Source organism: Variovorax sp. Soil_C_39 (assembly GCF_057656815.1).
Genome location: NZ_JBDGJQ010000001.1, coordinates 331933 through 343933 on the forward strand (window position 1 = coordinate 331933; position 12001 = coordinate 343933).

Here is a 12001-nt window from a genome sequence, read left to right on the forward strand (position 1 = left end):
TTCACAGGGGTTGTTCCTTGTTGCGCCAGGCCAGCGCGGCGGCGTAGCCCGGCGGCGCGGCCAGCGCCATCGCTTCGATGCCGGCCCACGCGGGGACGGCGCAGTCGACGGTGAGCGCGCCGTTGGCCTCGGGGTGGATGCCGATGCTTTGCAGATGCTCGGCCATGCCGACGCCTGCCGCCTTGAGCACGGCCTCCTTGCCGACCCAGCGTCGGTAAAAGGCGCGCGGCAGGTCGGTGTCGCTGCGGATTTCGCGTTGCTCGCGTGCGGTGAAGGCCATGGCGAGCAACGCATCGGCATCGGCCATGAGATCGCGCGCGCAGGCTTCGATGTCGACGCCGACGCAACGCACGTGTGCCGGATCGGCCAGTGCGATGAGCGCGTGATCGCCAGCGTGGGAGATATTGAAGAGCGGTGCGGCGTTGTCGCCAGCGGCTTCGACGAAGGGCTTGCCCTGCGCGTCGGCGCGCAGCGGCACGTCCGCCGGACGGCAGGCGAGGTGCTGCGCGATCAGGCGGCGCACGGCGGCGCGGGTGTGGGCGAAGCGCACGCGGTCGGCGCGGCGGGCGAAGCGATGGGCGCGTGCGCGCTCGTCGGGCGTGAGGTCGGCCCAGGCATCGCCGTCCTCCGCCGCAAGGTCCAGGTCCATGCGGTGCAGCGCGATGCCCTGCGGCAAGGGGTCATGCCAGGGCACGAGCCGCATCGACGCCTCCCGCCATCACCGCCGGCGCGAGGTGCCGCGCCAGCGCGGCCAGCACGGAGGTCTCGTGCTGGCGGATGAAGAAATGGCCGCCCTCGAACCAGTCGAGCGTGAAGCGCGCGTGCGCGCTCTCGGCGGCCCAGGCCTGCATGCGCCACGGGGCGATGTCATCCTGGCGGCCGGCCAGCACATGCAGCGGCACGGACAGCGGCGTCGGATCGGTGTGCACGAAGCTGCGGCACAGGCGGTAGTCGGCGCCGAGGGTGTCGAGCGTCATGCGCAGCAGCTCGGGGCTGTCGAACAGCTCGTGGGGCGTGCCGCCCTGCTTGCGCAGGTCGGCGACGAGGGCCGCGTCGTCGGTGATGTCGAGGAAGCGGTCGGGGTCGCGCTGCGAGGGTGCCGCACTGCCGGAGACGATCAGCGCGCACGGCAATGGCCAGTGCCGCTGCCGCTGGTGCTGCGCCATGCCCCAGGCGAGCAACGCGCCCATGCTGTGGCCGAAGAGCGCGTAGTGGCCGCGCAGCACGCCTTCATGTTCGGCGCACAGCAGCGCGACCGTGCGGTCGAAGTCGTCGACGAAGTTTTCACCCAGGCGCCCGCCGCGGCCCGGCAGCTCGACCGGCACGACCTCGATCCAGCGCGGCAGCGCCCGCCGCCAGCGCAGGTACATGGTGGCGCTGGCGCCCGCGCAAGGCAGGCACAGCAGGGGCAGCGATGCCTGCATGCGCGTCAGGCGGAGGCGTTGTCGGGTTGCTGCTGCGACTGTTGCGCGGCCATCCAGTCGCGCAACGACTTGGGGCGCATGTCGGTCCACTGGGCTTCGACGTAGTCGAGCACGGTCTTCTTGTCGCCCTTGACGCCGTCGACAGCGCTCCAGCCGCCGGGCACGGCCTTCCAGTGCGGCCAGATGGAATACTGCGCTTCGTGGTTGACGAGCACGATGAAGGTCTCGTCCTCGCGGTCGAAACAGTTGGTAGACATGGGCGGTCCTCTTGATAAGTGCAATGACGGGCAGGGTTTGCCCTTGCGATACAAGACGCGCCGCGAGGCCGGGTGTTTAGTCCCCCATGCATGAAAACTGCGCACGGCAGCGCCGCGGCGGGCCCGCTGGGGAGCTGCGAAAAAAAGAGGGAGCGGGCTAGCGGGCCGCGTCTTCGGCGTCGGGCGTATGGACGTCGTGCGCGGGCGGCACCAGGCCGACGAACAGCCAGAGACGGGCCGCCTCGGCGTAGGTCTGACGATGGGCGGAATCGGCAGCGAGCCATTGCGCAAGCTCGGCGCTCGCGGCGGCATCCAGCGCGCCCTCACCGGCGTGCTGGCGGCGGACCCACGCCCAGGCGGTCTGCCAAGTGGGGTCGCTTTGCGTGTCGTTGCTGCTGCTCATCGGCCGCCATCGTAGCGCCGATGAGGGGCATCGGAAAACTCAGCCGGCCTGCACGAGGTAGCGGCAGCTTTCGAGTGCGGCGTCGGCGTCCTTGATCATGAAATTCACGAGGGTGGCGGAGCAGCCCAGGCGCGTGGCGATCTCGCGCTGGGTCAGGCCGCCGAGGCGGTTGAGTTCGAACGCGAGGCGCGTGCGCGGCGCCAGCGCTTCGAGCACGCGGTCGATGGCCACCAAGGCCTGCCGGCCGCCGAGCACGCGGTCGGGCGCGTCGTTGCTGCTGGGCAGGCTCACGAGTTCCACGTCGTCGCAGTAGGTGCGGTAGCTGGCCTCGATGGAATGGTGACGGTGGTAGTCGACCGCCACGTTGCGCACCACCTGGCAGCAATAGCCGAGCGGCTTGCGGACATCGCGCACCGAAGCGCCGTCGGCGAGCTTCAGGTAGGCGTCCTGCAGGACTTCATCGGCCAGGTCGGCGGTCCGGACGATCTTTTGCGCGACGCGCTGGAGCTGGGCGCGGTTCGCGATGAAGACTTCCCCCAGCGTGGGCGCGGACGGGGAAAGCGACGGATCCATGGGTACTCCTGACGTATTCAAGGGCAAAGATGTAAATAAGACTTATTACCATTTGAGGACGGAAGAGGGCCCTGTTTTTTCCAGTGGCACCTTTCTGTCTCTCTCCCTGCCTAGACGTTCGAGCGGCCGAAAACGAGACACCTGTAAATTTCGCCCCGGAGTGCATCTGGGAGGCCATGCAATACATGGCACAAAGTGCCCCATACTTGCACCACGGCAGAATCTATAAGTTGTTGATTTAAATGGATAAAATAGAACTTGCTGCGCACACCCCCATGATGGCGCAGTACCTGCGCCTGAAAGCCGACCATCCGGACACCCTTCTGTTCTACCGGATGGGCGATTTCTACGAACTGTTCTGGGCCGACGCCGAAAAAGCCGCGCGCCTGCTCGACATCACGCTGACCCAGCGCGGGCAGTCCGCGGGGCAGCCGGTGGTGATGTGCGGCGTGCCTTTCCATGCGGTCGACACCTACCTCGCACGGCTCATCAAGCTCGGCGAGTCGGTGGCCATCTGCGAGCAGGTGGGTGAGGTCGGTGCCAGCAAGGGGCCGGTCGAACGCAAGGTGGTGCGGGTGGTCACGCCCGGCACGCTCACCGACGCCGAACTGCTCAACGACAAGAGCGAATCGCTGCTGCTGGCGGTGCATGCGGGCACGCGCAACTTCTGCGGGCTGGCCTGGCTCAGCGTCACCGGGGCCGAACTGCGGCTGGCCGAATGCCCGGCCGATGCGCTGGAGACCTGGATCGCACGCATTGCGCCCAGCGAGCTGCTCTACAGCGCCGAGGTCACGCCCGCTTTCGAGCAACGCCTGAAGGCCGCGCGCGCGGCCACGCCGTTCACGCTGTCGATCCGCCCGGCCTGGCAGTTCGATGGCGGCCTGGGCGAGCGCAAGCTCAGCGAGCAGATGGGCAGCCAGGGCCTTGCGGCCTGGAACGCCGAAGCGCTCGTCAATGCGCATGCCGCGGCGGCAGCACTGCTCGGCTATGCCGAACACACGCAGGGGCGCGCGCTGTCGCACGTGCAGCGCCTGTCGGTGGAGCGCGACGGCGAGCTGATCGAACTGCCGCCGACCACGCGGCGCAACCTCGAACTGGTGCAGACGCTGCGCGGCGAAGACGCGCCCACGCTGTTCTCGCTGCTCGACACCTGCATGACCGGCATGGGCAGCCGCCTGCTGAAGCGCTGGCTGCTGTCGCCGCGGCGCGACCGCCACGATGCCGAGGCGCGGCTCGAGGCCATCGGCGCGCTGCAGTCCACGGTGCTGGGCGGCACGGCCGCGCCCTGGCGCACGCTGCGCGAGCAGCTCAAGAACACGAGCGACGTGGAACGCATCGCGGCGCGCATCGCGCTGCGCCAGGTGCGCCCACGCGAGCTGGTGGCACTGCAACTCGCGCTTTCCAAGGCCGGGCAGCTCGCGCCGCTGCTGCCGCCGGCGGCCGCGCTGCTCGAGCGCATCGCCGAGCGGCTGGCACCACCGCCGGGCTGCGCGGAGCTGCTCGCGAGTGCGGTCAAGCCCGATCCGTCGGCGCTGGTGCGCGACGGCGGCGTGATCGCCACCGGCCACGATGCCGAGCTCGACGAGCTGCGCGCCATCAGCGAGAACTGCGACGACTTCCTGCTCCAGTTGGAGATTACCGAGCGCGAGCGCACCGGCATTTCAAACCTGCGCGTGCAGTTCAACCGCGTGCACGGCTTCTACATCGAGGTGACGCAGAGCGCGCTCTCGAAGGTGCCCGACAACTACCGCCGCCGCCAGACGCTGAAGAACGCCGAGCGCTTCATCACGCCCGAGCTGAAGGCCTTCGAGGACAAGGCGCTGAGCGCGCAGGACCGCGCGCTGGCGCGCGAGAAGTGGCTCTACGAACAGCTGCTCGACGCGCTGCAGCCCTCGGTGCCGGCGCTCACGCAGCTGGCGGGCGCGCTCGCCGCGCTCGATGCGCTCTGCGCGCTGGCCGAGCGCTCGCACACGCTGCACTGGCGCGCGCCGAGCTTCGTCTCGCACCCGTGCATCGAGATCCAGCAGGGGCGCCATCCGGTGGTGGAGGCGCGGCTGGCCGAAAAATCCTCGGGCGGTTTCATCGCCAACGACACGCAGCTCGGGCCGCAGCAGCGCATGCAGGTGATCACCGGCCCCAACATGGGCGGCAAGTCGACCTACATGCGGCAGGTGGCGATCATCGTGCTCTTGGCGTCCATCGGCTCGCATGTGCCGGCGGCAGGCTGCCGGCTCGGGCCGATCGACGCGATCCACACGCGCATCGGCGCTGCCGACGACCTCGCCAACGCGCAGTCGACCTTCATGCTCGAAATGACCGAGGCCGCGCAGATCCTGCACAGTGCCACCGCGCAGTCGCTGGTGCTGATGGACGAGATCGGCCGCGGCACCAGCACCTTCGACGGCCTCGCGCTGGCCGCCGGCATCGCCGCGCAGTTGCACGACCGCAGCAAGGCCTTCACGCTGTTCGCGACCCACTACTTCGAGCTGACGGAGTTTCCGGCCACCCACCACTGCGCCGTCAACATGCATGTGAGCGCGACCGAGGCGGGCCGCGACATCGTGTTCCTGCACGAGATGCAGCCCGGCCCCGCCAGCAAGAGCTACGGCATCCAGGTGGCGCGGCTCGCGGGCATGCCAGCGGCGGTGGTCAACCATGCGCGGCAGGCGCTCGAGGCCCTCGAAGCACAGCATGCACAGACGCGCGCCCAGGTCGACCTGTTCGCGCCGCCGCCGGCCGCCGAAACGCCGATGGCCAGCGCCGTAGAATCCGCGCTGGCCGCGCTCGACCCCGACGCCATGACGCCGCGGGAGGCGCTCGACGCGCTCTATGCACTGCAAAAACTGAACGCGCGCGAGCGCAGCGCCGCGTGAACCGGCATCCGCCTTGCGAGACCCCACAATGACCTACTGCGTCGGCATCAAACTCAACGCCGGACTGGTGTTCCTCTCCGACTCCCGCACCAATGCGGGCGTGGACCACATCAGCACCTTCCGCAAGATGATCGTCTACGAGCAGCCGGGTGACCGCTTCATGGTGCTGCTGTCGTCGGGCAACCTGAGCATCTCGCAGTCGGTGCGCGAGATCCTGCAGGTCGAGGAGCTGCGTGAAACCCGCGAAGACGGCACGCAGGGCGATCCGATCACCATCTGGAACGCCAAGAGCATGTTCGACGCCACGCGCGTGCTCGGCTCGGCGGTGCGCCACGTCTACGACCGCGATGCCGAGGCGCTCAAGCATGCGGGCCTCGACTTCAACGTCTCCTTCATCTTCGGCGGCCAGGTCAAGGGCGAAGGCATGCGGCTGTTCCTGGTCTATGCGGCCGGCAACTTCATCGAGGCCACCACCGAGACCCCGTACTTCCAGGTCGGCGAGTCGAAATACGGCAAGCCGGTGCTCGACCGCGTGCTCACGCCCGAAACGCCGCTCGACGAGGCCGCCAAGTGCGCGCTCGTGTCGATGGACTCGACCATGAAGTCGAACCTCTCGGTGGGCCTGCCGCTCGACCTCGTGGTGTACGAGGCCAACAAGCTCGAGACCGACCGCGTGATCTGCATCGACCACGAAAACCCCTACTACCGCATGATGCACAACAGCTGGGGCCAGAAGCTGCGCGAGGTGTTCGACAGCATCGAGGACCCGGTGTGGGACGACGGCGCCACCGCGCATCCGCTGCGGATGCCCGTCACGCGGCACAGCCCGCTGCGCAAGATCTCGACGCCCGACGAAAAGCTCATCTGACAGCGGCTCTTCCCATGGCCCTGCCCCCGGTCGTCTTCTCGCACGGCAACAGCTTTCCTGCGAGCACCTACCGCGTCATGCTCGACAGCCTGCGCAACCGCGGCTTCGAGGTCGATGCGATCGAGAAGTTCGGCCACGACCCGAAGTACCCCGTCACCGACAACTGGCCGCACCTGGTGCAGCAGCTGGCCGACTTCGCGCAGGCGCGCGCCGACCGCGCGGGCGGCCCGGTGTTCCTGGTCGGCCATTCGCTCGGCGGCTTCCTGAGCCTGATGTGCGCGGCCGAGCATCCGGCGCTCGCCTGCGGCGTGGTGATGGTCGATTCGCCGATCCTCGGCGGCTGGCGCGCCAACACGCTCAACATGGTCAAGCGCACGCCGCTCATGAAGAGCATCTCGCCCGGCGCCATCAGCCGCAAGCGCAAGAACACCTGGGCCCACCGCGAGGCGGTGTTCGAGCACTTCCGCAGCAAGAAGGCGTTTGCCAAGTGGGACGAGCAGGTGCTGCACGACTACATCGACCACGGCACCTTCGACGGCGGCGACGACAACCGCCAGTTGAGCTTCGACCGCGACGTCGAGACCGCGATCTACAACACCCTGCCCCACAACCTGGCCGCGCTGCTGCGCCGGCATCCGCTCAAGTGCAAGGCTGCCTTCATCGGCGGGCGGCAGTCGGTCGAGATGAAGCAGGTCGGCATGGCGATGACCGAGCGGGTGACCAAGGGACGCATCACGATGCTCGACGGCAGCCACCTGTTCCCGATGGAAAAGCCGCTCGCCACCGCGGCGGCGATCGAAGCGGCGCTACGCAACCTGCTCTGAAGCCGGCCGGCACCAGATGCCGTCGCCCACGCGCAGCACGCCGCCGCGCAGCACCCGCGCCGTCACGCCGCCATGGCCGCGCATCGCGTTGTAGCCACCGGGGCCCAGCAGTTCCTCCATGCGCGAGCAGGGCTCGCAGGGGCCGCTGATCTCGAGCAGCACCTCGGTGCCGATGGCCAGCACCAGCGGCTGGTCGGCAAACAGCGAACGCGCCGCCAGCAGGTTCAGGCCCGACACGACCAGGTTGCGCCGAAGGCCTTCTGCATCGACCTGCGGCCGTCCCACCAGCCCGGCGATCACCGGCAGGTGCTCCTGCTGGACCAGCGTGACCTGCCGCTTGCCGCCAGGGCGCGCGGCGGCGCTGCTGCGGTCGCCCGCAAGGCCCCGGCCGACGAGCGCCCCGGCCTCTTGCACCGATTGCACCGCCACCCGGCGCGCCGGGCGCAGCAAGATCGCGTCGAGCCGGCCAGCGCGCGGGAACTGCCGCATGAGTTCGTGGAGGTCCGGCATGCGGCGATTGTCGATGGCGGCCCTCTTTTCGGCCGGCGAACTTTCCCCTTATCGGCGCGGGGATTGCAGGAAACAAATGATGCCAATCTGTCAAAATCCAGCAAAAACCAATTAGAACGACCTACAAACACGCGTCACATCGCAACGCTGCCGTCATGCCGGACCTGATGCTGGAAGAAGTCGAAGCCGTGACCCTGAGCCCCCCGCTGGTGGTCCAGGACGATTCGGCCATGCGCGAGCGGCTTGCCTATGTGCTGTCGACACTGGGCTGCGACGAGCCGGAGATCGCGTGGGCCGACAGCGTTGCCGCGGCCAGGGAACTGCTCGATGCGCAGCACCGCCGCCGCGGCGCCCAGGCCTACGGCGTGGTGCTGGTGGACGTGGGCCTGCCCGGCGGCGGCGCGGTCGAACTGATCGGCTGGATGCAGACGCACCACCGGCAGGTGCCTGCGGTGGCCGTGGCGGACCGGCGCATGGAGCAGATCGTCTTCGCGGCGCTGCGCGCGGGCGCTATCGGTTACCTGCTGAAGGAAAACGACGACCTCGAACTGAGCATTGCCCTGCGCAGCATCGAACAGGGCGGCGCACCGATCGACCTCACCATCGCACGCTGCATCCTGGCCTGGCTCGCGTCCAGGCCCTCGGTGTCGGCAGCGGCGGCAGACGATTCACCAGCGCCCGTTGCGCTCGCATCGCACGAACGCAAGATCCTCGAACTCGTCTCGCAGGGCCAGAGCCATCACGAGATGGCCGAGTCGCTGTCGCTCTCCCGGCTGACGGTGGCCTGCCTCACGAAGAACATCTACCGCAAGCTGGCGGTCAACGCGCACGCCGAGGCGATTGCCTAGCTTCAGAGCTCGAGCACCAGCCGCCCCCCGCAGGCGCGCGAGCAGCAGGCCATCATCCGGGTGTGGGCGTCGCGCTCGGCGCGCGTCAGCACCACGTCGCGGTGGTCGACCTGGCCCGAGAGCACCCGCACCTCGCACGAGCCGCACAGGCCCTCCTCGCAATCGCTTTGCACGTCGACATTGGCGGCGCGCAGCGTGGCGAGCAGGGTCCTGTCCGGCGGCACGGTGAGCACGAGACCGGAGTCCTTGAGCTCCACTTCGAACGCCTGCTCCTTCGACGGATCGAGCGTGGCCAGGGTCGATTCGAAATGCTCCACGCGCAGCGCCCCCTCGGGCCAGGCCGCGCAGCAGTCTTCGAGCGCCTCGAGCATCCTGAGCGGTCCGCAGGCGTACACCTGCGCGCCCGGCACCGGCTCGGCGAGCAGCGCGCGCAGGTCGTTGCGACGGCCCCCGTCGCTTGCATGCACATGCAGCCGCTCGCCATGCAGCGCCGCCAGTTCGTCGATGAAGGCCATGCTGGCGCGGCTGCGACCGCTGTAGTGCAGTTCGTAGTCCATGCCCAGCGCCTTCGCGCGGCGCGCCATGGCGCTCACGGGCGTGATGCCGATGCCGCCCGCGATGAAGATGGCCTTCTGCAGCGATTCGTCGAGCCGGAAGTGGTTGCGCGGGCCGCGGATGCGCAGCCGGTCGCCGGCCTTCACGTTCGCATGCACCCAGGCCGAGCCGCCGCGGCCCTCGGGCTCGTGCAGTACCGCGATCTCGAGCACGCCCGTCTCGTCGGGATCGCCGCATAGCGAATACTGGCGCGACAGCGCGCTCGAACCGCATTCCACGTCGATGTGCGAGCCGGGCGTCCAGCGCGGCAGCGGCTTGCCGTCGGGCGACACCAGCCGCAGCCCCACGATGCCGTCGGCCACGCGCGTGACGCGCTCCACCACCACGGGCCGCGTCACCGCATGCCGCGAGGGCTCGCCGATGCGCACCGGCACCTGCACCTCGCGCAGGGCCGGGTTGCGGCGTTCGGGGTTGGCGGCCGGGTCCCATTCGACCCAGAGGTGCTCGGGCCCGCGGAAGGAAGTGTTCGGCACGTAGGTGAAGCGCTGCTCCGCCAGGCGCATGTGCGGCAACCGCCGGGTGAACTCCGACAGGAAGACCTGCATCTCCATGCGTGCGAGGTTCTTGCCCATGCACTGGTGCGAACCGTAGCCGAAGGTCAGGTGGTCGCTCGCGTTGTCGCGGCGGATGTCGAACAGGTCGGCATCGGCGAAGTGCCCTTCGTCGTGGTTGGCCGACGAGGTGACGATCAGCAGCTTCGAGCCGGCCGGCAGGTCCACGCCGTCGACCTGGGTGTCGCGGGTGACGAGGCGGCGCCAGGCGGCGACCGATCCGTTGTGGCGCAGGCACTCTTCCACCGCGTTGGGGATCAGCCCCGGGTCCTCGCAGAGCTCTTGCCACACGTGCGGGTGCTGCAGCAACAGCTTCATCGCATTGGCGGTCGCGTTGGCTGTGGTCTCGTGGGCGGCCACGATGCCGGCCATCATCATCGAATGCAGGTACGAGTCGGTCACGATCTCGGGATGCAGTTTCTGCTTGCGGATGCCGTATTGCATCCAGCCCGGCGCGTCCGGGTCCTGGCGCATCTTCTCGAGCACCTTGCCCGCGTACTGCCAGAAGTTGCCGACCGCATGCGCCACGGCCACCTGCTCTTCGGGCTTTGGCCGGCCCCAGGTGTTGACGGTGTGCGCGATCGAGTATTTGCGCAGCGTGTCCATGTCCTCCTCGGGCACGCCGAGGAAGTGCAGCGCGACCGTGAGCGGGATCTCCCAGAGCATCTGGTCGACCAGGTCGGCGCGGCCGTCGTCGATGAAGCGGTCGACGTAGCTGCGCGCCAGTTCGCGCACCATCGGTTCGTGATGCTTGAGCGCTTCGGGCGTGAACGGGTCCATCAGCACGCGGCGGCGCGGCATGTGCGCGGGCTCGTCCTCGTTGACCAGCGTGCGGTTCAGCGCAAAGCCGTACGAGGCGAGCACCGCATTGGCCTCGTCGCTCGTGGGCGTGATCTTCTCGAGCGCGTTCGAGGGGCTGAAGGTGATGTTGTCGCGGAACACCGCCTTGATGTCGTCGTAGCGCGTGACCACCCAGTAGCCGAGCTTCGGGCTGTAGAAGATCGGCTCCTTCTCGCGCGCCCAGCGCACGTACTCGGGCGGGTCTTGCTGGTAGCCGTCCTCGAAGGGGTCGAACTCGGCCGCGCGCGCGCTCACGGGGCAGCCCGTGGGCGTGCGCTCGGACGACAGCGGCCCGTGCGCGACGGGGCAGCCGGAGGTGCGCGGGCTCGTCATCAGTCCAGCGTGATCTTCAGATCACGGATCAGCTTGTGCCAGCGCGTGGTCTCGCTCTTGAGCAGCGCGGCGTATTGCTGGGGCGTGTTGGCCACCGGCTCCACGCCGAAGTCGATCATGCGCTTGCGCACCGCGGGCTCGTTGATGGCCGCCACCAGCTGGCGGTTGAGCGTGTTCACCACCTCGGGCGGCGTGGCCGAGGGCACCACCACGCCGACCAGCGCGGCGGCCTCGACGTTCTTGTAGCCGAGCTCGGCGAAGGTGGGCACGTCGGGCAGCTGCGGCAGGCGCGTGGGGTTGGCCACCGCCAGCGCGCGCACCTTGCCGCCCTTGATGAAGCCGGCGCCCGCGGCCAGGTCGACCATCATGGCCGGCAACTGCCCGCCCGCCACGTCGGCCAGCGCGGGCGCGGCGCCGCGGTACGGCACGTGCACCATGAAAAGGCCCGCCTCGACCTTGAGCAGTTCCATCGCGAGGTGGTGCGGGCTGCCCGCGCCGGCCGAGGCGTAGTTCATGCCGCCGGGCTTGGCCTTTGCCTTGGCGATGAAGTCCTTGGCCGTGGCGAAGCCGGCGTCGTTGCCGACCACCAGGATCATCGGAAACTTGCCCATCAGCGTGACGGGCGCAAGGTCGTTCGTGGGGCTGTAGCTCAGCGACTTGTAGAGCGCCGGGTTGAACACCAGCGTGCCGTTGTCGGCCGAGAGCACCGTGTAGCCGTCGGCCGGCGAGCGCACGGTCTCGGCGGCAGCCAGCGCGGTGTTGCCGCCGGGCTTGTTGTCGACCAGCACCGGCTGCCCCACTTGCGTGGAGAACGTCTGTGCGACTGTGCGCGCGAGAAAATCGGAGCCGCCGCCCGCCGCGTAGGGAACGATCCAGCGGATCGGCTTGGACGGGAAGGTGGCCGTCTGCGCGCCGGCGCTCGTGGCGGCCACGAGCGCCAGGGCCGCGATGCAACGAAGGAAGTAGTGCTTTGTCATGGGAATTGCCTCGGTGTTGTTCCGTATTGCGTAAGTATCATACGCATTGCGTAATCAAGAACTCAGGTCTAACCCGAGGCCTCCGGTGCCCGGTGCCGAGCACGT

Annotated in this window: 12 protein-coding genes; 4 read left to right on the forward strand and 8 right to left on the reverse strand. The window is 68.7% G+C overall.

Annotated features, from left to right (window positions below):
- Position 1: 1 nt before the first annotated feature.
- The 5 genes from AC3A6J_RS01480 to AC3A6J_RS01500 form a co-directional block, all read right to left on the reverse strand.
- Positions 2-703 carry a 4'-phosphopantetheinyl transferase family protein gene (locus AC3A6J_RS01480; protein ID WP_487858119.1) on the reverse strand — a complete coding sequence of 234 codons (702 nt, stop codon included), beginning with the start codon at positions 701-703 and terminating at the stop codon, positions 2-4.
- Complete coding sequence (locus tag AC3A6J_RS01485; protein ID WP_487858120.1) at positions 681-1424, reverse strand: thioesterase II family protein; 744 nt, start codon at positions 1422-1424, stop codon at positions 681-683. Before AC3A6J_RS01485 ends, AC3A6J_RS01480 begins: the two co-directional genes overlap by 23 nt.
- Before the next feature lie 5 nt (positions 1425-1429).
- Positions 1430-1681: an MbtH family protein gene (locus AC3A6J_RS01490; protein WP_487858121.1), complete on the reverse strand. Its 252-nt coding sequence runs from the start codon at positions 1679-1681 to the stop codon at positions 1430-1432.
- Positions 1682-1838: 157 nt separating this feature from the next.
- The gene (locus AC3A6J_RS01495; protein ID WP_487858122.1) at positions 1839-2084 is read right to left on the reverse strand and encodes a DUF4880 domain-containing protein; all 246 of its coding nucleotides are present in this window, start codon (positions 2082-2084) and stop codon (positions 1839-1841) included.
- Between the two features lie 39 nt (positions 2085-2123).
- Positions 2124-2657, reverse strand: a complete 534-nt coding sequence (locus AC3A6J_RS01500; protein ID WP_487858123.1) for a sigma-70 family RNA polymerase sigma factor — start codon at positions 2655-2657, stop codon at positions 2124-2126.
- A 242-nt stretch (positions 2658-2899) separates the two neighbouring features.
- Between AC3A6J_RS01500 and mutS the strand changes: the two genes are divergently transcribed.
- Genes mutS through AC3A6J_RS01515 form a run of 3 tightly spaced genes read left to right on the forward strand, consistent with a single transcriptional unit; the run spans position 2900 to position 7222 of the window.
- Positions 2900-5530, forward strand: a complete 2631-nt coding sequence (gene mutS, locus AC3A6J_RS01505; RefSeq protein WP_487858124.1) for a DNA mismatch repair protein MutS — start codon at positions 2900-2902, stop codon at positions 5528-5530.
- Positions 5531-5558: 28 nt separating this feature from the next.
- Positions 5559-6398 carry a proteasome-type protease gene (locus tag AC3A6J_RS01510; protein WP_487858125.1) on the forward strand — a complete coding sequence of 280 codons (840 nt, stop codon included), beginning with the start codon at positions 5559-5561 and terminating at the stop codon, positions 6396-6398.
- 14 nt (positions 6399-6412) lie between these two features.
- On the forward strand, positions 6413-7222 hold the full coding sequence (locus AC3A6J_RS01515) for an alpha/beta hydrolase (protein WP_487858126.1): 810 nt from the start codon (positions 6413-6415) through the stop codon (positions 7220-7222).
- Here AC3A6J_RS01515 and AC3A6J_RS01520 read toward each other — a convergent pair.
- Positions 7205-7732: an MOSC domain-containing protein gene (locus tag AC3A6J_RS01520; protein ID WP_487858127.1), complete on the reverse strand. Its 528-nt coding sequence runs from the start codon at positions 7730-7732 to the stop codon at positions 7205-7207. The two genes, AC3A6J_RS01515 and AC3A6J_RS01520, sit on opposite strands and share 18 nt — an antisense overlap.
- 188 nt (positions 7733-7920) lie before the next feature.
- Between AC3A6J_RS01520 and AC3A6J_RS01525 the strand changes: the two genes are divergently transcribed.
- On the forward strand, positions 7921-8580 hold the full coding sequence (locus tag AC3A6J_RS01525; RefSeq protein ID WP_487858128.1) for a response regulator: 660 nt from the start codon (positions 7921-7923) through the stop codon (positions 8578-8580).
- Positions 8581-8582: 2 nt separating this feature from the next.
- Here AC3A6J_RS01525 and AC3A6J_RS01530 read toward each other — a convergent pair whose 3' ends face one another.
- Positions 8583-10919, reverse strand: a complete 2337-nt coding sequence (locus tag AC3A6J_RS01530; protein WP_487858129.1) for a cytochrome P450 — start codon at positions 10917-10919, stop codon at positions 8583-8585.
- Positions 10919-11896: a Bug family tripartite tricarboxylate transporter substrate binding protein gene (locus AC3A6J_RS01535; protein WP_487858130.1), complete on the reverse strand. Its 978-nt coding sequence runs from the start codon at positions 11894-11896 to the stop codon at positions 10919-10921. The genes AC3A6J_RS01530 and AC3A6J_RS01535 overlap by 1 nt, the downstream gene beginning before the upstream one ends.
- Positions 11897-12001: the final 105 nt, after the last annotated feature.

Coding starts and splice junctions, on each gene's coding strand:
- AC3A6J_RS01480 (WP_487858119.1), bottom strand. CDS start 703: ATGCGGCTCGTGCCCTGGCATGACCCCTTGCCGCAGGGCATCGCGCTG.
- AC3A6J_RS01485 (WP_487858120.1), bottom strand. CDS start 1,424: ATGCAGGCATCGCTGCCCCTGCTGTGCCTGCCTTGCGCGGGCGCCAGC.
- AC3A6J_RS01490 (WP_487858121.1), bottom strand. CDS start 1,681: ATGTCTACCAACTGTTTCGACCGCGAGGACGAGACCTTCATCGTGCTC.
- AC3A6J_RS01495 (WP_487858122.1), bottom strand. CDS start 2,084: ATGAGCAGCAGCAACGACACGCAAAGCGACCCCACTTGGCAGACCGCC.
- AC3A6J_RS01500 (WP_487858123.1), bottom strand. CDS start 2,657: ATGGATCCGTCGCTTTCCCCGTCCGCGCCCACGCTGGGGGAAGTCTTC.
- mutS (WP_487858124.1), top strand. CDS start 2,900: ATGGATAAAATAGAACTTGCTGCGCACACCCCCATGATGGCGCAGTAC.
- AC3A6J_RS01510 (WP_487858125.1), top strand. CDS start 5,559: ATGACCTACTGCGTCGGCATCAAACTCAACGCCGGACTGGTGTTCCTC.
- AC3A6J_RS01515 (WP_487858126.1), top strand. CDS start 6,413: ATGGCCCTGCCCCCGGTCGTCTTCTCGCACGGCAACAGCTTTCCTGCG.
- AC3A6J_RS01520 (WP_487858127.1), bottom strand. CDS start 7,732: ATGCCGGACCTCCACGAACTCATGCGGCAGTTCCCGCGCGCTGGCCGG.
- AC3A6J_RS01530 (WP_487858129.1), bottom strand. CDS start 10,919: ATGACGAGCCCGCGCACCTCCGGCTGCCCCGTCGCGCACGGGCCGCTG.
- AC3A6J_RS01535 (WP_487858130.1), bottom strand. CDS start 11,896: ATGACAAAGCACTACTTCCTTCGTTGCATCGCGGCCCTGGCGCTCGTG.